Below are 20,092 nucleotides of genomic sequence, written 5' to 3'. Positions count from 1 at the left end.
CTGTTGAATACAGAAATCATCTTCTTGATGCCGCCTAACTTTTTTTAAAATGTCCTTTACAAAGGGTACGGATTAATCTAATTACTTCTTTTTTTGCATTTGCTTCGCTAACATTTCTTTCACTTGATTATACGTTAACCCTGAATTTTTATTTAAACGCTTTACTTCCTCGACATCAGTACCTACCACTGTATATTTTTTCTCATCATTCATTTTTCTAATTCCCTTCTCACCGGATTATTTCTTATATTTCTTCCCTAAATGCGCATACTTTAACACCACTACAAAAAGGAAGCTGTTTTTAAGTACAGCTTCCTTCTCGTTACATATTGTATATCTTAATAAAATTTCAATACATCTTCAGTAGGCAAGAACGTTCTTTCTGCTGGTTGTTCGTTTGGTTCACCAAATGGCATTTGACCTACTAAACTCCACTCTGCTGGAATGTTCCAAGTTTCTTTCACTTCAGCATCTACGATTGGGTTGTAATGTTGTAATGACGCCCCAATTCCTTCAGCAGATAATAACATCCACACAGTATGTTGTAACATTGCATTTCCTTGATGAGACCAGAATGGGAACTGATCTTTATATAATGGTGCGTTTTCTTGCATTTTTTCTACAGTTGCTTGATCTTCAAAGAATAGTACAGTCCCTACACCTGCATGAAAACCTTTTAGTCTTTCAACAGTCGCTTCAAAGTTTTCTGCTGGTACGCGGGCTCTTAATGTTTCTTTCACAATATCCCAAAACTTTTCATGCTCCCCATCCATTAATACAACCATACGACCACTTTGCATGTTGAAAGATGTTGGTGCGTGTAAAGCTGTTTTTAGCACTTCTTCAATTCTTTCTTTCGTAATTGCATCATTTTTTGTTACTTTACGAATGGAACGGCGGTTCACGATTGCTTCTTTTAAGTTTGTTGTAGTTGCTGACATTTTAATTCCTCCAAATGTTTGTTTTATAATTTATTTTGTTATTTCATAACAAGCGAATTAGCAATATCCATCGGTATTACATTGCATACCTTCAAATGAATTTGTTTTATCCTTTTCAATTTCTTTATCAATGACCCTTTGTAGCGTTTCTTTACTAGCAAGCCCTTGAATGATTTCATCTCCAATCATGACAGTTGGAACAGCCATAATATTCGCTTCATCATATGCGTGCTGAATTGCTTCTTGATGCTTTTCCTTATATTTACGAGTTACTAAAGCATCTTTAAATTCCGCCTCAGGAAGTCCTACTTCTACCGCTAATTTTGTTAACACATCAATATCTTCAATGTTTTGCTCTTCTTGGAAAAATGCTGTGAATACGCGGTGATGATACTCATTACCTAGTCCACGTTCTTTCGCAAATTGACACCCTTCGAAAGCTAAATGTGTATATGGATGCGGAGAAACACGTGGCAAACGCATATCAATTCCTAACTTCTTCGCTGTCGGAAGAATGAAAGCATCCCATGAACCTAATTTTTCTGGCTCATTCCATGGATCTATTTTTGAATATGGACTTGGACGTAATTCAAATGGCATCCATTCAATTTCTACATCTTTCTCTTTCGCTACTTCATCTAATGGACCTTTTGCTAAAAAACAAAATGGACATATAAAATCTGAGTATACTTTCATTTTTACAGTCATAACTTTTACACCTTACCTTTATAGTTGTAACTATATAAGTTACATTAATATTAAAAAAATATAAATATGATTTAAGCATTCATTTTTTCTTGCAAAGTTTCAAACAGCTGCCCCATCGTAATATTTCTCAAAACTTCTTCCATTGCGGATTGTGCTTGAATTAAAATAATTTCTAACACCGCTTGAATATTCGCCCCAATTGGACAATCTGGATTCGGTTGCTCATGAATGTGAAATAATTTATCCTCTTCCACTACATTCACTGCATGATACACATCTAACAATGTGATTTCATGTAAATCCTTTAGTAAACCTGCGCCACCCGGTCCACGATTTACGTAAACAAAGCCAGCTTGTTTCAAGTACGACATCATTTTACGAATGACTACTGGATTTGTATTGACACTCTCAGCCATATAGTCTGAAGTACAAAGTGAAGATGGATTGTTTTTCAAAATAGATAAAATATGAACAGCTATGGAAAAGCGGCTACTAATTTTCATCATAATCACCACCTCGATGTAATCATTATAGTTACAATCGAAAAATAAGTCAATCCTTTTCACATATTTTTTATAAGTAAATTAAAAAGTGTCCCATTATAATATACGAGACACCTCTTTTTATTCTGCAAATAGCGCCTGAAATTCTTCAATAAATAGCTGCACAGCGATTGAAGAATCCTTTAATGAAGGAACAGCTAAAGCAATTTCTCTCCATACTTGCGGTTCCAATTCTCTCGTTTGCACATTTTTTGGTAAATTCGTTAAAGATAATTCAGCTAATATTGCAATGCCTAATCCTTCTTGAATCATATTTAAAGCTGTCGTAACTGTCGAAATTACATACTCAGCCCGAAGTGGTACGTTGGCTTGTTTAAACATATCAATGATGGGTGGTTCGTATCCGCCTTTACATAATATGATCGGTTCATTCTCCAAATCACGAATTGTAATAGCGTCCTTCTTGCAAAGAGGATGATCCTCTCTTAAAATAACAACCATTTTCCCCTTCGTTAATGGAACAATCTCCATCTCTTTATTAGGTAAAATAACAATCCCTATATCAACAACCCTCGATACTAACCAATCTTCAACTTCTTTAATCGTTCCTTCACAAAGAACGACTTCTAAGTTCGGATACTTCTCCTTAAAATGGTTTATCATTTTCGGTAAGAAATGTGCAGAAGCACTCGGAAAACTCCCAATTCGAATCGTCCCCACTTCGTGTCCTTTCTCCATCGCAACTTCTTGTTCAATCTTCTCTACACCGTTCAAAATCTCTCTAATATGTACAAGAATTCTGTTTCCTACATCCGTAACGAGTAATCCTTGTCGTTTATCACGTATAAGAATCGTAACTCCTAACTCTGACTCAATACTTGAAATCGCATGACTTACTGCTGGCTGCGTCATATTTAACACCCGAGCAGCCTTCGTAAAACTACCTAACTCAACAGTTTTTATTAATACTTGTAGTTGTGTAATGGTCATAACTAATCGCTTATACTCCTCATAAAAAAGATTCATTTTATTTATTACAGTCGATATCATATCATAGTGAAATGAATAACATCAAGGAGGTCTTACAGTGACACAGCTTTCTCGAACTAAGACGGCCATCATCCTTACCTTTCTCGTTTTCATGTGGGGAATCAATTGGCCTTTATCTAAGTTTGCCCTGCATTATACACCACCCGTTTTATTTGCAGGCGTTCGAACTTTAATTGGAGGATTCATTTTACTCCTGTTCGCATTACCGAAATACAAAGAGTTACACTTAAAAGAAACTTGGCATTTATACGTTATTTCTTCTTTACTTAATATCATTATATTTTACGGATTACAAACTGTCGGCCTTCAATATATGCCCGCTGGTCTATTTTCCGCCATCGTATTTCTACAACCCGTTTTACTTGGTATTTTCTCGTGGATATGGCTTGAAGAATCAATGTACGGTTTAAAAATTTTCGGGCTTATACTCGGATTTATTGGCGTAGGTGTTATTAGCTCAAGCAGTTTAACTGGACATATTTCTATTATCGGGATTCTTCTCGCGATAGGATGCGCTATTGGCTGGGCACTTGGAACCGTATTTATTAAGAAGACTGGGCACCGCGTTAATTCCATTTGGATGGTAACACTACAACTTATTATTGGCGGACTTTGCTTAATTGGATGTGGATCAGAGTTTGAAAGTTGGTCTAGTATCGCTTGGAGTATGCCGTTTGTTAGTGTACTACTCTTTATTTCATTCTTTGTTATTGCAATGGGGTGGCTTGCATACTTCACACTCGTTGGAGCTGGTGAAGCAAGTAAAGTTGGGGCTTATACATTTCTCATTCCTCTAATCGCTATTATTGTAAGTTCAATTTTCTTACATGAGGCCATTACTATTAGCTTATTTATCGGACTATTATTTATTGTAGTGAGTATTTGTTTCGTAAATATAAAGCCGAAAACACTTGCTGTAGGGCAGCGGGTTGAAGTGAAGTAAATTAACATAAGAAGGAGCCTACTGATTGTAGGCTCCTTCTTATCGTTATTACTTATTTTTTACGACGTACCATAAAAACACACGTACCTACCGAAGATACAATCGCCAAAATAGATAAAACAATTGCTATCAATTGCATATTACTAGTACCTTCATTCTTTTCTACATTAGATACTTCACCATTTTCTCCTGTTAATGACGTACCTTTTGCAATTGTAGTAAGTGAATGCGGTTTTTCAGCTTTCTCATCGCCTGTCCATTCAACAATTTCTCCGTCTTTATATTGTTGATATGCATCCCAAGCTATTTTTTGTTCTTTATCCGGATTTTTAGCGACGAAAGTAAACCGCTGGAATTGGCCAGGTAAAATCCCTTCTCCTGTTGCTTCCCATACTACAGCTTTCACTTTTCCGGCACTATCTTTTTGCTCTTCCATTTTCCACCCTGGCACTGGTTCATACTGTTGGAATTCCACACCAGACGGTATTTTCAGTGTAACTTTTGTTGTTGCTACATTCTTTTCAACTGGTACTTTTATCGTGTAAGTCTCCCAAGAGCCGATGTCAGAAGTTGCTGGCTTCACAGTGACGTGCGCACTAACAGGTAACGAAAAAATTCCCATTGCAATTACTGTTGCGATCATTGTTGTTCCTAATTTTTTTATGCGTTTCATTTTCAATTAGCTCCTTTTTATCTATACCTACTCTTTATCCCGCTATTCGCCGGGCAGCCCAATTGATGAGGGCTGCTTAAAGTTTCACTTTATCTGCCACCTACAATAAATTTATAATCCGTATCGAAGCTATCAAGCGATTTCGTTAATCCATGTACTTGTATATTCCAGTTGCCTGTCATGTTAATATACATACCTTCTGCTTCATATTCTCCCGGTGAAACTGCCGAAACTTTAAATGATCCCTTTCCCATATTCATATCTAACGATTGAGTTGTTAATATGATTTGTTCCATATCAGTAACAGGTTGTCCGTTCTCATCCTTTAAAGTAATATGGAATATATTTTGTCCTACTCTATTAGGACTTACATTTAGCGTCATTTCATATCCATTATCCAATTGTTTACTCTCTGTAAAAGGTCCAGTAGGAGGCATCGGTGGTGTTTGTACGTTTGTCATAAAAGCTACGATTACGAAAATGATAATTCCAATGATAAACTCTACTTTCACCGTAGCACCTAATCCTTGCTCCGCTCTCATTTTCCCTTTCACATAATGAATAATTCCTAAAATCCCCATGAAAATGAATAAAAGTATCTTTGCTAATAAAGCTAATCCATACTTCGTATCAAATAACGAGTGGATTGTTGGAATAAAAAATGTACTGTTAAAAAGACCTGTTATTAAAATCACAATGACAGCACATATTGCCCACGGTGAAAAACGCTTAATCATATCCCAATACATATTCCACTTGTTATCCTCATTACGTAACAGAAGAATAATGGACGATAAACCACCAATCCATAATGAAGCTGCGAATAAATGTAAAAAATCCATAACAACAGCAATTTCTTTAAACTTTAAACCATATGCGTGACTATTACATGCTTTCATAACAAGTAGACCAATAAACAATACTATTGGAACGCTCCATACTTGAAACGACGACAGCTTCTCACGCCTCATCGCAAAATACGTAACGATTATAAGCGAACTAATAAGAGTCATTTGAGTAATCCATATATAACCAAAGACAGAAAGCTGTAATGTTTCTTTTAATAGTAAAGGATTGAATGCTTCTAGCCATGAAACATCCGCATTTATTTTCGCTTGTAGTGGTAGATTGAATAACAAGCTAATAAATATCCCTAATAAAGAAATCCATATTATGTTCTTACTCCTTGATCGAACCGAGGTTGCATTCCCTTTATACATAATAAGATTAAAGAATAGCACTCCTATAAATAGTGAGAAACTTGTATATAAAATTCCACGTTCCATGATCATATCAATTTGCGGAACATATCCCACCTCTTCTACTTGTATATCATCTGCTCCAGCTTCCGCTAATCCAATACGGAATGGAATAACTCCTTGAATTGGATGTCCATCAGCTGAAATTACTTTCCACTGAATAGAATAGAGACCGTTTTTGAGATTCTCTTTTAATCCGGCTTCTAATAGCTTTTTATTATTTTTATCAATATGAGCATCTTTTAAATCGACCCTTTTAACTGATGTATCTCTCACGTACAATGTATTAAAACTTGAAACTTGTATGTCCTCATCGAACTCGATTTTCACAACAGACGGTGCTTTCTTCAATGTTTCATTTTCAGTAGGGTTTGATTTCACAACGTATGCATGAGCAGATGCACTTTTCGGTATCAATACGATAAGCACACATACAATAAATAACAATGTCCCTAACCTTTTCATTACTTTCACACTCATTTCACTTCTTTCTTCCTCATCGCTATATTTTCATTATTTTTACTTCCCGAGTTGGATTCTTGGACGAAATATTAACCTGATTAAATATAATCTTCTATACAGTATAACTATTTATTTCTCTCTCACCTCTAAACTTCCAATACAATAGTAACTACCTTGATAGATACAACTTACATTTTTAAAGTCGATTGTTATTATATCATAAAATATATTTATGTAAGTTCTTGAAGAGGAAAAGTTATCGTGAATCATTTGTGAAGAAAGTGTGAAATGCATAAATAAAAAGGTATTACGTTATTACGTAATACCTTCTTAAAAATATCTTTCTTCTACTTCTCTTCCGGATAATCACAATACTCTATAATTGTTCCCTCTGTATCCGCTGGGTTAAGATAGATTAATCTTCTGCCGTGTTTATTCATTCGAAGCGTATGCTCTAACGTTCGAATGTCTTGTTTTTTCAATTCCTCTAAAGCTACATCTAAATCATCTACTCGATATGCAACATGATGAACACCTTTACCTTTTTGTTTTATAAATCGGGCAATTGGTGAAGTGGTATTATTTGTCGGCGCAAGCAATTCAATTCTATCTCCATCCACTTCAAGAATGGCTACTTCACTTTCAACACCAGGCGCTTCACTTACGTAACGATCTATTAAAGTTCCTGACAACACTTTTTCATAAAAACGTATCGTACTATCTATATCTCGAACTGCGATGCCGATATGATCAATTGTTTTTTTCATTTTATTTCCCCTACTACTTTATTTTCTTTCATTATTAATAGTAACAAAAAAAGCTATAGAAACAAGTTCTATAACTTTTTTATTTAACCTATTTTCTTATCCACACTAGCTGCTGGTTGAACTTGATTTTTTGCTTTCACAATGCTAATGACATACCCGATCAATCCGCCAATAAGTGCTGGTAAAATCCACCCTAACCCAACTTCATGCATTGGAAGTATTTTAGTAAGAAAATCATTTACTACTGCTAACTTCATACCAGCTGCATTCAATCCATCGAACACACTTACAATAAATGTAATTAATAAGCTACCTTGATACACCTCTGCTCGTCCTTTAAACAATGGATGAAGGAGCGTTAGGAAAATTAAGACGATTGCTAATGGATAAATCGCGATTAATACAGGAACAGAAATTGCAATTAATTGCGTTAAACCTACGTTCGCAACAACTGCACTGAACACTGATAAGATGATTGCTATCTTTTTATACGAAACATTCGGGAATAGTTTATGGAAGAATGAAGAACACGCTGAAACAAGTCCTACACTAGTCGTTAAACATGCTGCTGTAACCATAATCCCTAATATAATTCCGCCGTATGACCCAAAATAATAGTTTGAAACTTTTGCTAATACTGCACCACCATTATCTAAATGACCAAGTTTTGCAACACTTGAAGCTCCCATAAATGAAAGTGCTGAATAGATCATTGCTAAAATAGATGCAGCAATCAATGTTGCTTTTGCACAAACAATCATAATGTCTTTTTTTGTTTTTGCGCCCTTTTCTTTAATCGCATTGATGATGATAATACCGAATACGAATGATGCCAACGTATCCATTGTTAAGTAACCTTCTTGGAATCCTTTAAAGAACGCATGTGATGTATATGCCTCTGCAGGTGCTTGCATTTCTCCCATTGGATGAATAAAAGCAAATACTACTAAAATCCCAATAAACGTTAATTTAATTGGCGTTAAGATTTTTCCTACAATATCGACAATTTTCGCGGGATTTAGCGAAAAAAAACAAGTAATGCTAAAGAATATAATTGTAAAAAGAATGAGTGCTGAAGAACCCATAGCTTCTGGTACAAAAGGCTTCATACCAATTTCATAAGAAACGCTGCCTGTTCTCGGAATAGCGAATAGTGGACCAATCGCTAAATATAAAACTGTCGTAAATACAATGCCGAACACTGGATGTACACGACTTGCTAACGATTGTAAATCTTCTTTACCTGAAATTCCAAATGCTAATACCCCTAGCAACGGTAAACCTACACCTGTTACTAAAAATCCTGCATTAGCAATCCAAACATTCTCTCCTGCCGATTGACCAAGCATTGCTGGGAATATTAAATTTCCTGCCCCGAAAAATAGTGCAAATAACATTAAACCAATAACAACTATGAACGAAAACGGTACTTTATTCGTCATAATATAACCTCCATTCAATATAACCTATGTCATTTCCAATTTTAACTAATTGAATTTTCTGAATATTTAACTTAAGTATCAACTATTCTTGAACTCATTATAGTTTGATATATAATATTTTGCAATACTATTTTCAAACTTTTCATTTATTTTATAAATATACATTTTTTAACATAGAAATAGACTAAAAAACCAACATGGTCATCCATGTTGGTTTTTCCATTTTTACTATCAATTAATTAAAATTTCGCCGCTACTTTCTTAACGTTCTCTAAACCTTCTTCAACAATTTGTTGTGAGCGATCTGGATATTGGTTGTGTCCTTCAATTACAACAGTTTCTGGATTTGTAATTCCCCAGAACCCAAGTACAGTTGTTACGTAATTAACTGCCATTTCCATAGGAGCCATTTGTTCTGAAGAGTAATCTGAACCACGAGCACCTAACACAACTACTTTTTTACCACCAGCTAAGCCTTCTGGACCATTAGCTGTATATTTAAACGTTTTTCCAGCTTGAGATAAATATGAAATATATGTGATTAATGGTGCTGGTACAGTAAAGTTCCATAATGGGAATGCAAATACAACTTTATCAGCTTCTAAAAACTGATTTAAATATTGATCTACTGTAGCAACTGCCTTCTCTTCTTCTGCTGTTAATTCCATACCTTGACTACGTTTGTATCCACCTGAAATAGCAATATTTCCGTAATAAGGAAGATCTAATGCAAATAAATCTAACTCTGTAATTTCTGTATTCGGATTTGCTTCTTTATAAGTACTTACAAATGTTTCATACATTTTTGAACTAACTGCTTGCTCCGCTGGGCGATCGTTTGCTTTTACAAATAATACTTTTGACATTGTTTTATTCTCCTCTACTTTTTGATTTTCTTCTTTTTTACCAAATAACGAGCTAAATAATCCCATTTTCTTCACCTAAACTTTCTTATCATATTCATTATTCAACATCATAAAAATTCTTATTCTAATAAAAAGTTCCAATTGATACCTTAAGGAAAGTTAATTAAAACTTTTTGTTATTTAATTACCTTATGTAAGTGATTGTAATATATTTACTTACTTTAGTCAAGTAACTTTTAATAAAAAAATAAATCTCAAATTAAAAACATTTACTAAAATACAATTGAACACCAAATTACAGCCTTATTACTTGTATAATAAAATTAGAGAGGAAAATTCATATTTAGAAAGGATTCATTCATGAGCACGATAGAAAAGATTCAAACTTTTATTATTCTTTTTGCTGTTACATGCGGCATCATACTTGGACAATTTAATGTTATACATATGTATTCAGACAAATTTATTGTTCCCTTTTTATTTTTCATGCTATATGGATTATTCCTCAGCATCCCATTAAAAGAAATAAAAAACGGATTTCACAATTTAAAATTTGCTGGAACAAGTCTTACTATTAACTTTTTATGGACACCTTTACTCGCTTGGGGATTAGGAGCACTATTTCTTTCAGATCACCCAGCACTGTGGATTGGATTTATAATGCTAATGGTTACTCCATGTACAGATTGGTACTTAATCTTTACTGAAATAGCAAAAGGTAATGTAGCACTTTCTACAGCGATTTTACCAGTAAATTTAATTTTGCAAGTACTACTACTTCCCATTTATTTATTTTTATTCGCTGGTGTTATGAAGACTGTAGCGGTTTCTATTTTAGTAGAAAGTATTGTTATCGTAATCGTCTTACCATTTTTACTTGCACACGCTACAAAATTCATTATGAATAAACTGAAAAAAGCTGAAACGCTCGAGAATAAACTCATTCCGTTTTTCAGCTCTGCCCAAATTATATTTTTAAGTTTAGCAATCGTAGCGATGTTTGCATCACAAGGTAAATATTTACTACAAAATATGAATGTCGTTTTATTATTACTCATTCCTGTTCTATTGTTCTTCATCATTAATTTTGTACTAGGACAATTTATCGGGCACGTTATGCGTTTATCTTATAAAGATACAGTAAGTCTAAACTTAACAACGTTAGCAAGAAACTCACCTGTTGCTCTTGCTATTGCTGTGACTGCTTTCCCTGACGAGCCTCTTATTGCACTTGCACTCGTTATTGGACCGTTAATTGAACTGCCAGTACTTGCTTGTGTTTCACAAGTGTTGTTACTTATTAAGAAAAGACGGCAATACACATAAAAAAAAAACGTCCTACTTTAGGACGTTTTTTTATTGTCGAGAAATTATAGAAGTAACGATAATTATCGACTCTAAGGATTTTATACGTTTTAGACACGCTATATTAACAAATCCATTCTAATTAAACATTAAAGGAAAAGTAAATATAACGAAAGCTGCCCAAAGTCCATAAATTGGTAAATACTTCGTAACGGCATCTTGGATAGCTGTCGGTCCTGATTTGCTTTGCAAGAACCGCATATAGGAAAACATAATCCAAATTAAATTTGCCCAGATCAGTATGTTTACCCCTAAAACAGCAAGTCTATTAGGTGTAATCCCGTAAGAAGAAAGTCTGAATACAATGGCTGATAAAGCGACAGTGTCAATAATAAGCGCCAGAACAATTAAGGCAAAATTTATATAATCTGAAATGTTCTTTTTCTCATCCGAATCACTCTCAACGATAGAAAATATGGTAACGGCCAACACGCCAAGGAGTATTCCGTTGAAGGCCATTAAGAAATTGCGGTCCAAGAAAGGATTTTTCCCGACCCATATAACCGTTATAAGATAGATTAGCAACGTAATCAAGACAAGTGGACTAAAAATTTTAGATATGTATGGTGTAATATTTTTAGCAAGTTTAAGATTCAATGATACTAAGTATGCAGCCACTACAGCGAGAGCGGCAGCTCCAAATAAAACAACATTACTAAAATAGAACTCTCCTATATCCAAGTCAACAAAACTAAATAATCGCATGGTGAATACTGCTAGTATCATTCCACTCACTGCCATGCTCGCGTAGAGAAGACCATATTCTAAATTAAATTTAATATAAGCTAATCTTGTATTACCTTTTGAATATTCATTTCCTGTAAATGCAAGTCCCAATAAGACCCATAACAATATAGGAAGATGTAAATAAGCAAGGATAATACTGTCTTTATAATTTAATGGCAACATATTAAGATACAACCCAGCAATTAGGAACAACGCTGCAAGGAAATAAATAATACTTTTTTTCGGGGTATTATTGTAAACAAAATAAGCATCGATAAAGGGAATTACACCAAAAGCTAGGTTAATTGGAGCAATTGCTTCCTGCTCTACAAAGTGGAAAATGATCCTGGTGCTTATGCCGGCCAGAATAGCTAAAAGGCCCATGAATAAGAAACCTTTTTGAAACAAAGATGTTTTTTCTTTATTTACTTTCTCCTTGAAATGCAACCTTTCATACCAAGCACCTAGAACTTGAGAATCAGGGTTTTGGTCCCATGCTTGTGAGAATGCTTTTTTAAAAGCTTTCGGATCTTTTCTATACATCTTCTCCAACTCATGGGGGTTATCCATATTTTTAACAATCAAATTGTTAATGTTCATAGTTATACCTCCTCTAATTTTAAAAATAAGGTTGTTACCTTTTAACAAAAGCACCTCACTCATTTATTATGATTTTGATTTTAATACAAGTTTTATCGTTTTACAATAAAAAATTATTATTTAAAGATTTTTTTTTATCGTTAAATTTTATATAAAAGAAAAACAAAAGAGCATGACAGTTTTATGTCATGCTCTTTTAACAAATTAATTCTCAAATACAAAATTAATCTTATTATCTTTCCACTCTAATTTCGCATCAAATGTTTTCTCGCCCTTTTTAAAGCCTTTAATTAAATCGGTTTTCTCACCTTTTAAGAGCTTTGTCATATTCTTTTGCGAAATTGTTTTACTTAATATTTTTTTCGAGATGGTAAAGTCACATTGTGTCGTGTTGTAATTAGAACAGCCGTAAAACGTTGACTTATCAATTACATCGCCATCACATTTTTTACAGCTACCAACCTTTTTACCTGTTGTAAATTTCGATCCTTTTCGCTCAATCGATTCAACATGTAATCCAGTGAAATCCCACTTCTCAGACATTTCAACCGCATCTTCAATAATTTTAGCTGATAATTTTTTCGTTTGTTCCATAAAAGTTGCTGGTGATGCTGTACCTTCCCCAATTTCCGCAAGACGTTGCTCCCATTTTGCGGTCATTTCTGGTGAAGCTAGTATTTTGTCACCGATTGCGGTAATTAATACTTTCCCTTTATCGGTCGCATACACTTGGTTCTTCTTCACATCTATATATTTACGGTCTTTTAGCATCGTAATAATACCTGCACGGGTCGCTTCTGTACCATATAAAAAAAATTATGAGCTTAAATATATTGTACATTAATAATTATTACAGTTATAGCTATAATAAGATTTTTAAAATCTTTTATGCACGCAATTAAATGATTATTTTCAATATACAAAATATTATTTATAATTTACATAGAGAATGATTCGTCATCTACTACTTTTTATAAGGGGTGTTCCTCATACAAGAATTAATGGATAAAAATAATAACATTCTTCCTTTTAATGAAGAGATAACAACAAGAATAAAGTTTATTATGTATCCTGTATGGATTAGTATTGGGAGGAATGTACAAGGAAAACCTATACAAAAGAAACATGCCACATTAGCTATAAAAACATTTATGACTAAGCATGCTATTATTCATCCTCTAACGGATTTCATATTTTCCAAATGGAAACATAGAAACTACAATACTATGAAAATACATACACAAAATTTAGCAGTATTTTTGAACTTTCTTCTAAGAAAGCAGAAGAATTACAAATTATATTCTCTAGAACATTTAAATTACGAGCATGCAATTTGTTTCTTAAACAATTTGACTTTGGAAGGGAAATCTAGAGCAACTGTTCTAAGTTATCGGTGTACTATAAAAGAGTTTTTCATCTACCTTTCAAAAAATAATTTAAACAATACTCTATCAACAAGTAATGAACATTTGATTAGTTCTAAAAATTCTATTGCAGATTACATTAGCACGCAATTTGAAAGCATCATTGTCCCTTCACCAGAAAAAAGTAACATTGAACATGATATACCGCATATTTATATTTTAAGATTTTTAGAAATTGTATTTGAAATAGCAAATCCTATTGCATTAGGGGTCTACATGCAAATATTTGGTGGTTTACGTGTTGGAGAAGTGGTGAATATTAGAACGTCCGAAATTAAACTCATAGGTCCTTACGGTCAAGATGGTTTGCTTTTAAATGTTAAAAATAGTATTAATCGCATTGATATTAAAGATGGATCAGGTTCAAGTTATGTCAAAAAGCCAAGAGATCAATTAATTCTCGGGTTTAGGGATTGGCTAAGACAATTATATAAATTACACTACCAGCAATATGTAAAAGACTCCGATATTAATGCTATTTTCCTTAATAAAAAAGGTTTACCAATGACTGGCGCTAGTTATCGTTATTATTTTACTAAGGCAAAGAAAGCCTTTATTAATTATTTAAAACATTCCCAGGACCCAAATGACAAAATAGCGTCCATCGCCCTAAGTAATACCGATTGGTCTACACATATAGGTAGAGGAATTTTTACCAACATGCTTGCAGAAGTTGCAAAAAACCCTCAAGATGTCGCTCTTTTACGCGGAGATGATAATCTATCAAGTTCACTTGAGTATATGTCAAATACAAAACGAATGAAAACCAATTTAGAGCATTACCTTAATCAACTTTATATTAATACCGAAATAAAACTATAAATTACAATAAACATTTAAGGAGAACTAATATGAAGTTTTTCACAATAAAAGAAGCAGCCGAACAATTATCCTTATCTCGTGGAATCGTATATAAACTTATTAATAACGGAGAATTGTATGCGAAATGGATTTCAAAAAAAGAGATGCGAATTGCAGAGGAAGATATTGCGAAATTTAAAGAAAATGATATTGCAAGAACACACTACCCTATATCTTTAGCTAGCCAAAAGTTAAATATACCCTTGGAAAAAACACGTAGACTGCTCAAACTTGGTGCATTTCCAAATTCAATTAAACAAGGTAGACAATATTATATTTCAAAAAAAGATATAATTTCATTTATAAACTTACTTCAGAAGAAAGAATCTTCCTATACAGTAGAAGACATAAGTAAAATACTTAATATCACTGTCCCAGCTGTACTTGACCTTATAAAAAGGAGAATTTTTACAAATACTTTTAAATTCCCTTGCGACAAAAGGTATTATATTCCAAAAGAAGATGTTGAAGGTCACCCCTTTTACTATAATAATGATTCGTATCTTACCATTGAACAAGCAAGTAAAGAATTAAATTTGAAACCAGCAACTATTCGCGGCTATATTAAGTCAGATATATTTCCAAGTGCTTTTAAACATTTTACAAATATGTGGTTTATTTCAAAAGAAGACATTGAGAAACTGAAAGCTAAGAATAAGATTCCACTAAATTATCTTTCTGTTGAAGAGGCAGCAACACGAATTTCAAAACACCCCGATATCGTAAAAAAATATATTCGTGATGGTACGTTCTTTCAAAATAGAATTATTATAAAAAGACGGGCTTATATACCTTTAACAGATATTATTGATTATGAATCAATGCTCGAGTTACCTGAAGGATTTATGACTGTTCAAGACGTTTGTAAGAAACTTAATAAAGATGATAGTAGTATTTTACCACTTATTCATAATGGTGAATTTCCTAATGCATATTTTAATGTATTTCAAAAAAAATATTTAATACCGGAAACAGAGCTATCAGATTACTTAAACAGACAAGCAACATTCAAAGATTACATTTCAATTGAAAACTGTGCTCAAAAGCTCTCTTGTACAGAAAAAGAAGTTTTACAAATGATTAAAAATGGTACTTTAAAATTTACTAAAAAAAACTTAAGAGGAGAGATACTTATATCAGAAAAAGAACTACACGATTTTTTAAGCTTTCAAAAAGCTAGTGAAAATTTTCTAACTCTAGAACAAGCTGCTAAAGAACTTGAAATGCCAAGAAAAACACTTCACAAATTAGTTCAAAACGAGAAGTTGGAGTTCTCCTCTTTTTCTGACACTAATTCATACGAATCAAATTCAAATACTAATTTTTTTATCCCCAAAGGTACTATAGACTCTATTAAAACAAATAAGAAAAAGAGCTTTTCTATGATTGCTATTGAATTATATAATAAAAAAATTGCAACATTACATTACAGAGAAGACTTCAAAAACACTGTAAATTTATATAATGATTTTGTATTATTAAAAATTTCTCAAACTAGAGGCCAAGAAGACTCTTTTACAGATAAAGCACGCTCCTTATTTAACACTCTAAATAGCATTATTCTTAATTTAAGAACAGAAATCACCTTATTAACTGATGAAGAGCTCGAAGAGGTTTTAAACACCGAGAGCATCCCGCTTACTCATAAACAAAACTTTATACATTTTTTGAACTATTGTTATAGTAAAGTGCAATGTATATTTAAAAACACCTATAAAATTGAATATAATGAAAAACTTAAAAGAGATAAAGAAATATATGATAAACAAACATTTCTTGCTTTTTATACATACGCGAATAACATTGACCTACATATTGCAATGGCAAAACAGAATAAGCAATATGCTCAAACTTGGCTTTTTGTTATTATGCATATGATTAACGGATGGAGAAAATCCACAATAGTTACCGAACTTCCAAACTTACCTTTAGAAGAAATAGAAGGCTTAAACATTTATAATTTAGAACAGCTTAAAGATAATGGTCTTTCAATTAATCAAGCTCAAAGTATTGTAAATTTTTATTATGTAGTATGTAAGAAAATTCACATTTCTAAAACGGGTTCTTTAGGGCAATTTCTATGTAATGAAGACATGATTATACCAGCTGCAACATCATTGCTAATTTGCGAATTACATCGTAGGAACTATAAAAAACAAAATCGTTTACTTGGCTCACTAAGCAAATATAGTAATTCACACTCACGTTTTCATACCTTTTTTGATAAAAATAAAAAATTACCTAAATTTAACAGTTTGATTATGAATCGCTCTTTACTCACTCACTTTTTCTATACTGTAACTAACTATGGTAAACACTCAGAAATATCGCATGAACTAACTAAAAACTTAAGAAACCATAGAAATATGAATTCAATTACTGCCTATGTTCAATCTACAAATCACGATGGGAATTTGGACACCGTCTCGCTTAACTTATTTAATCGCGGAACCTTTGGATGGCTCTATAATTTCATCATTGATTTAGCAATGGATAAAGATACAGAGTTTGATTTATTAGAAAATCGTACATCTATTATACAAGTTTTGAAAAATGATTATTCTCCTTCTCAATTAGAAGATATATCATTTCTACTCCTTAAATATCAAAATGAAAGAGCACCAATTATTGATAAATTAATGCAACTTCCAAAAGATCAAGTGATAGAGATTATTATTAAAATCTTAAAGGGAGAAAATCCTTCTAAAACTAAGCATGTACAATGCATTATCTATCCGCAGTGCGCTTTTCCAAACTTAGATTCTTGCTTAAACTGTCCTAATGCAATATTCAATATTTATTTATTGATTAGTATCGTGGAAGAATTAAAAAATATTCATACCTCTATAAAAAGTTCTAACTTCGATACAATTCGATATCGAGACACCATGAGGTTTATTTTAATTTTAGATATAATTAACCAAGCTATTTCAGAATTTGGAAAATCTTATATAGAGACCTTTATTAACTTTGAAGTCCTTGAAAATATCATTACCGAGACAAATAAATATTTTCTCTTTAACTATCCAAATTATCACCTCTCTACTAAAGGAGGTAGTCATTAATGTTAAACAAAACTAAATTCCTAGATAAAGATGGTTCTATTAATTTAATTTCCATAAAGCCAACGCATTTTCAAGGCACAAAGGAAGAGATAGAATCATTTTTACAAAATTTTAACAAATGGAAAACCGCTAATATAATTGAAAATGAATCCTTTTATGATACAAAATGGTTCATAAGAGACAAAGACTATAATCGTCGTGGAATTTTATTTGATATAGAACTGTACAGCACTTTAAATATTACTTTAAAGTGCTACACCATTTACTTAATTGAACAACATTTCTCTGTCAATCATATACAAAATGTCATTCATTGTATAAAAGAATCGATTCAAATATCAAAAGCATTTAACTTAAACTACCTTACTGATTTGGAAGAATATATAAGTAAACACAACTACAGAAAAAGAGACGATTTAGCCAGATGTACGATAAACTTTTTTTCTTTCATTGAAATTACCAATTCAAATAAATTTATTGATATTTGCTCACCTTTCATTAATAATATTCAAAAAAATCGAGATTTACCTAATTATCGCCATATACTATATTTTGATGAAAAAATCGAACAATTTTTGAATGAGGGGACTAAATTTGAACTAAAAAAATATTTCCCAATTGTGCTTTGGTGGAAAATAACCACTGTTATACCTATACGCCCTACAGAATTCTTAAAACTTAAAAGGAGCTGTGTAAATCCAACAAAAAACAGTGTAAATAAATATGAAATTACACTTCCTAGAAGTAAAGAAAAAGGTACTTTACTAAGGGATCTTGATATAACCGACACACTTCAAATTAATAAAGAAATTTATGATTTAGTTCAGACCTTTAAATCCTTCTTATCTAAGGAGGATAATAGTCAGTATTTATTTACCTATAAATACTATGAAATGTATAAAGAACACCTTGGGAGTGAACGTACAAGGCATACTGAGTTTCTTCCTTTAAGACAATTTGATTCTCTAATTGATCAGTTCTACCGCGAGATATTAAAAAAGAAGTACAATTATGATCAAATAGAACAAATTTCTCCTGGAGATACTCGACACTTAGCATTTTGCAACATGATGTTACAAGGATTTAATATGCTAACCATAGCTATTATTGGTGGACATAAGCGTTTAGAGACACAAAAAGGCTACTGGAGTCATCTTACATATTTCACCGAATCATGGGTATATAATTTAACTGAGAAACATAGGAGATTAATGCACGTAAATACTTCCTTACCAGACTCATCGTTCTCTCAATATACTAGAGACACTATTAATAAATATAAACTATATAAAGATACATATGATACAAAGAACTTTTTACCAGTTGATTTTGGATATTGCACTGATATCGAATATCCTTTCAATTGTACTGGGGATTGTCGCCACTGTAGTCATTATTTGTTTTCACCTGAGACAGATAAAATCGACGAAGGACTGACCTGGCTCAATGACTATTCAAAACTATTAAAAAGAAAAATTAACGAGCAAGTTAGCATGTTAACATTTCTTTCTAAAAATATGAATTACAATCTAGAAGAATTAAATTACTCTTTAATTGATCAAGAAAATTTATCTTCAAGTGCCAATGAATTAAATCGTTTATTAAATCAAAAAGCTATTGTGGGTGCCAAATTACCTAAAACAATTGAATAATTGTATTGCATAAATAAACCACTTAATAAAAGGAGGATACATTACATTGAATAAAAAAGAAAAAGGAAGACCCCCAAAATATACCGATGAAGAATTAACTAAAATTTTACTAGAATATGTATCAAAAACACCTGGGAGAATAAATTTTTCAGCCCTAGAAGGTGTAACGGGAATAAAAAGACATGTATGGTCTCGAAGGAAGCGTAAAGATATCGAACGATTAAATACACCTTTATTAAGTACAAAAAATGATGCTCCTCCTCTTCCACTACCTAATATCGAATTTATTATTGAACGTTATGGTAATGATACAAAAGCTTTGTCAGGTGCTTTAAAACACGTCAATGAAGTGATTCACTCGCTTTACGATGACCTATTACAATCACAGAAAAAAATTGAACAATACAAAGAAAACATTGAACAACAACAAAACAAAATAAAAGAGCTGACGATTACTTTAAGAGAATATGAAGACATTGTAGCTGGAAGTGTATATAAAAATAATAGAGAAGAAAATCAACTTCAAAGTAATCTACTTACTATCAATAATAATAACAATAAAGAAAACGCAGTAAGTTTAGATTTTAAAAAGATGTTTCCGAATATCTTTTTAAAATAAGATGTCAATTGGTGACATTCTTAAAACAGAAAAAATGGCTCATTCACTTTTTAAAATTATAATTTATTTATCTTTCTTTCATCCAATATTGTAATCAACGATTGTAAAATACCCAATAACAACGGTTTTAAATTCCCCAAAAATAACAGATAATCGTTTCGAAACA

Annotated in this window: 17 protein-coding genes and 1 pseudogene; 6 read left to right on the top strand and 12 right to left on the bottom strand. The window is 32.4% G+C overall.

Features of this window, described 5'->3' with window-relative positions; genetic code table 11:
- Positions 1 to 81: 81 nt before the first annotated feature.
- The 5 genes from PDQ33_RS24010 to PDQ33_RS23990 form a co-directional block, all read right to left on the bottom strand.
- Entirely contained in the window at positions 82 to 213 is a 132-nt protein-coding gene (locus tag PDQ33_RS24010) for a hypothetical protein (protein WP_000997344.1), read from the bottom strand.
- Positions 214 to 338: 125 nt separating this feature from the next.
- A complete protein-coding gene (locus PDQ33_RS24005; protein WP_061131162.1) occupies positions 339 to 941 on the bottom strand; it encodes a nitroreductase family protein in 603 nt (200 codons plus the stop codon).
- Positions 942 to 998: 57 nt separating this feature from the next.
- The gene (locus PDQ33_RS24000) at positions 999 to 1,649 is read right to left on the bottom strand and encodes a DsbA family oxidoreductase (protein ID WP_000216672.1); all 651 of its coding nucleotides are present in this window, start codon (positions 1,647 to 1,649) and stop codon (positions 999 to 1,001) included.
- A 71-nt stretch (positions 1,650 to 1,720) separates the two neighbouring features.
- Positions 1,721 to 2,152 (bottom strand): Rrf2 family transcriptional regulator, encoded by a 432-nt coding sequence (locus tag PDQ33_RS23995; protein ID WP_000704088.1) that lies wholly within the window; start codon positions 2,150 to 2,152, stop codon positions 1,721 to 1,723.
- A gap of 120 nt (positions 2,153 to 2,272) precedes the next feature.
- A complete protein-coding gene (locus tag PDQ33_RS23990) occupies positions 2,273 to 3,142 on the bottom strand; it encodes a LysR family transcriptional regulator (RefSeq protein WP_000156778.1) in 870 nt (289 codons plus the stop codon).
- A 97-nt stretch (positions 3,143 to 3,239) separates the two neighbouring features.
- Between PDQ33_RS23990 and PDQ33_RS23985 the strand changes: the two genes are divergently transcribed.
- Positions 3,240 to 4,145, top strand: a complete 906-nt coding sequence (locus PDQ33_RS23985) for a DMT family transporter (protein WP_061131161.1) — start codon at positions 3,240 to 3,242, stop codon at positions 4,143 to 4,145.
- A gap of 52 nt (positions 4,146 to 4,197) precedes the next feature.
- Here PDQ33_RS23985 and PDQ33_RS23980 read toward each other — a convergent pair whose 3' ends face one another.
- The 5 genes from PDQ33_RS23980 to PDQ33_RS23960 form a co-directional block, all read right to left on the bottom strand.
- Positions 4,198 to 4,818 (bottom strand): YcnI family copper-binding membrane protein, encoded by a 621-nt coding sequence (locus tag PDQ33_RS23980; protein ID WP_270756730.1) that lies wholly within the window; start codon positions 4,816 to 4,818, stop codon positions 4,198 to 4,200.
- 89 nt (positions 4,819 to 4,907) lie between these two features.
- Complete coding sequence (locus PDQ33_RS23975) at positions 4,908 to 6,557, bottom strand: copper resistance CopC/CopD family protein (protein WP_270395020.1); 1,650 nt, start codon at positions 6,555 to 6,557, stop codon at positions 4,908 to 4,910.
- 329 nt (positions 6,558 to 6,886) lie between these two features.
- Positions 6,887 to 7,306 (bottom strand): VOC family protein, encoded by a 420-nt coding sequence (locus PDQ33_RS23970; RefSeq protein ID WP_000750841.1) that lies wholly within the window; start codon positions 7,304 to 7,306, stop codon positions 6,887 to 6,889.
- An 83-nt stretch (positions 7,307 to 7,389) separates the two neighbouring features.
- Positions 7,390 to 8,748 (bottom strand): branched-chain amino acid transport system II carrier protein, encoded by a 1,359-nt coding sequence (gene brnQ, locus PDQ33_RS23965; RefSeq protein ID WP_000182722.1) that lies wholly within the window; start codon positions 8,746 to 8,748, stop codon positions 7,390 to 7,392.
- 239 nt (positions 8,749 to 8,987) lie between these two features.
- Positions 8,988 to 9,680, bottom strand: coding sequence for an FMN-dependent NADH-azoreductase (locus tag PDQ33_RS23960; protein WP_000522508.1), 693 nt, complete (start codon positions 9,678 to 9,680; stop codon positions 8,988 to 8,990).
- Between the two features lie 294 nt (positions 9,681 to 9,974).
- On the opposite strand from PDQ33_RS23960, the gene PDQ33_RS23955 reads away from it, so the two are divergent.
- Entirely contained in the window at positions 9,975 to 10,940 is a 966-nt protein-coding gene (locus PDQ33_RS23955; RefSeq protein ID WP_270756733.1) for an arsenic resistance protein, read from the top strand.
- Between the two features lie 117 nt (positions 10,941 to 11,057).
- Here the strand turns inward: PDQ33_RS23955 and PDQ33_RS23950 are convergent, their stop codons facing one another.
- The gene (locus tag PDQ33_RS23950) at positions 11,058 to 12,305 is read right to left on the bottom strand and encodes a DUF4153 domain-containing protein (protein ID WP_270756735.1); all 1,248 of its coding nucleotides are present in this window, start codon (positions 12,303 to 12,305) and stop codon (positions 11,058 to 11,060) included.
- 204 nt (positions 12,306 to 12,509) lie between these two features.
- A pseudogene (gene topB / locus PDQ33_RS23945) lies at positions 12,510 to 13,109 on the bottom strand (DNA topoisomerase III); the annotation flags it as partial.
- Between the two features lie 197 nt (positions 13,110 to 13,306).
- Here topB and PDQ33_RS23940 point away from each other — a divergent pair.
- The 4 genes from PDQ33_RS23940 to PDQ33_RS23925 are packed head-to-tail and all read left to right on the top strand — an operon-like array spanning position 13,307 to position 19,926.
- On the top strand, positions 13,307 to 14,551 hold the full coding sequence (locus PDQ33_RS23940; RefSeq protein ID WP_242808252.1) for a site-specific integrase: 1,245 nt from the start codon (positions 13,307 to 13,309) through the stop codon (positions 14,549 to 14,551).
- Positions 14,552 to 14,580: 29 nt separating this feature from the next.
- Positions 14,581 to 17,655, top strand: coding sequence for a helix-turn-helix domain-containing protein (locus PDQ33_RS23935; RefSeq protein WP_270721511.1), 3,075 nt, complete (start codon positions 14,581 to 14,583; stop codon positions 17,653 to 17,655).
- Entirely contained in the window at positions 17,655 to 19,307 is a 1,653-nt protein-coding gene (locus tag PDQ33_RS23930) for an integrase (RefSeq protein ID WP_270756738.1), read from the top strand. The genes PDQ33_RS23935 and PDQ33_RS23930 overlap by 1 nt, the downstream gene beginning before the upstream one ends.
- 46 nt (positions 19,308 to 19,353) lie before the next feature.
- Complete coding sequence (locus PDQ33_RS23925; protein WP_270721508.1) at positions 19,354 to 19,926, top strand: hypothetical protein; 573 nt, start codon at positions 19,354 to 19,356, stop codon at positions 19,924 to 19,926.
- Positions 19,927 to 20,092 lie beyond the last annotated feature (166 nt).

Origin of the sequence: Bacillus cereus group sp. Bc031, from assembly GCF_027716265.1 — a bacterium.
GTDB lineage: Bacteria > Bacillota > Bacilli > Bacillales > Bacillaceae_G > Bacillus_A > Bacillus_A paranthracis.
This window is presented reverse-complemented; position numbering and strand designations above follow the sequence as displayed.

Bases quoted from the DNA above. Each gene is read 5' to 3' on its own strand.
- PDQ33_RS23930 (WP_270756738.1), top strand. From the start codon at position 17,655: ATGTTAAACAAAACTAAATTCCTAGATAAAGATGGTTCTATTAATTTA.
- PDQ33_RS23955 (WP_270756733.1), top strand. From the start codon at position 9,975: ATGAGCACGATAGAAAAGATTCAAACTTTTATTATTCTTTTTGCTGTT.
- PDQ33_RS24010 (WP_000997344.1), bottom strand. From the start codon at position 213: ATGAATGATGAGAAAAAATATACAGTGGTAGGTACTGATGTCGAGGAA.
- PDQ33_RS23960 (WP_000522508.1), bottom strand. From the start codon at position 9,680: ATGGGATTATTTAGCTCGTTATTTGGTAAAAAAGAAGAAAATCAAAAA.
- PDQ33_RS24005 (WP_061131162.1), bottom strand. From the start codon at position 941: ATGTCAGCAACTACAACAAACTTAAAAGAAGCAATCGTGAACCGCCGT.
- PDQ33_RS24000 (WP_000216672.1), bottom strand. From the start codon at position 1,649: ATGACTGTAAAAATGAAAGTATACTCAGATTTTATATGTCCATTTTGT.
- PDQ33_RS23950 (WP_270756735.1), bottom strand. From the start codon at position 12,305: ATGAACATTAACAATTTGATTGTTAAAAATATGGATAACCCCCATGAG.
- brnQ (WP_000182722.1), bottom strand. From the start codon at position 8,748: ATGACGAATAAAGTACCGTTTTCGTTCATAGTTGTTATTGGTTTAATG.
- PDQ33_RS23980 (WP_270756730.1), bottom strand. From the start codon at position 4,818: ATGAAACGCATAAAAAAATTAGGAACAACAATGATCGCAACAGTAATT.
- PDQ33_RS23935 (WP_270721511.1), top strand. From the start codon at position 14,581: ATGAAGTTTTTCACAATAAAAGAAGCAGCCGAACAATTATCCTTATCT.
- PDQ33_RS23995 (WP_000704088.1), bottom strand. From the start codon at position 2,152: ATGAAAATTAGTAGCCGCTTTTCCATAGCTGTTCATATTTTATCTATT.
- PDQ33_RS23970 (WP_000750841.1), bottom strand. From the start codon at position 7,306: ATGAAAAAAACAATTGATCATATCGGCATCGCAGTTCGAGATATAGAT.
- PDQ33_RS23990 (WP_000156778.1), bottom strand. From the start codon at position 3,142: ATGACCATTACACAACTACAAGTATTAATAAAAACTGTTGAGTTAGGT.
- PDQ33_RS23975 (WP_270395020.1), bottom strand. From the start codon at position 6,557: ATGAGTGTGAAAGTAATGAAAAGGTTAGGGACATTGTTATTTATTGTA.
- PDQ33_RS23940 (WP_242808252.1), top strand. From the start codon at position 13,307: ATGGATAAAAATAATAACATTCTTCCTTTTAATGAAGAGATAACAACA.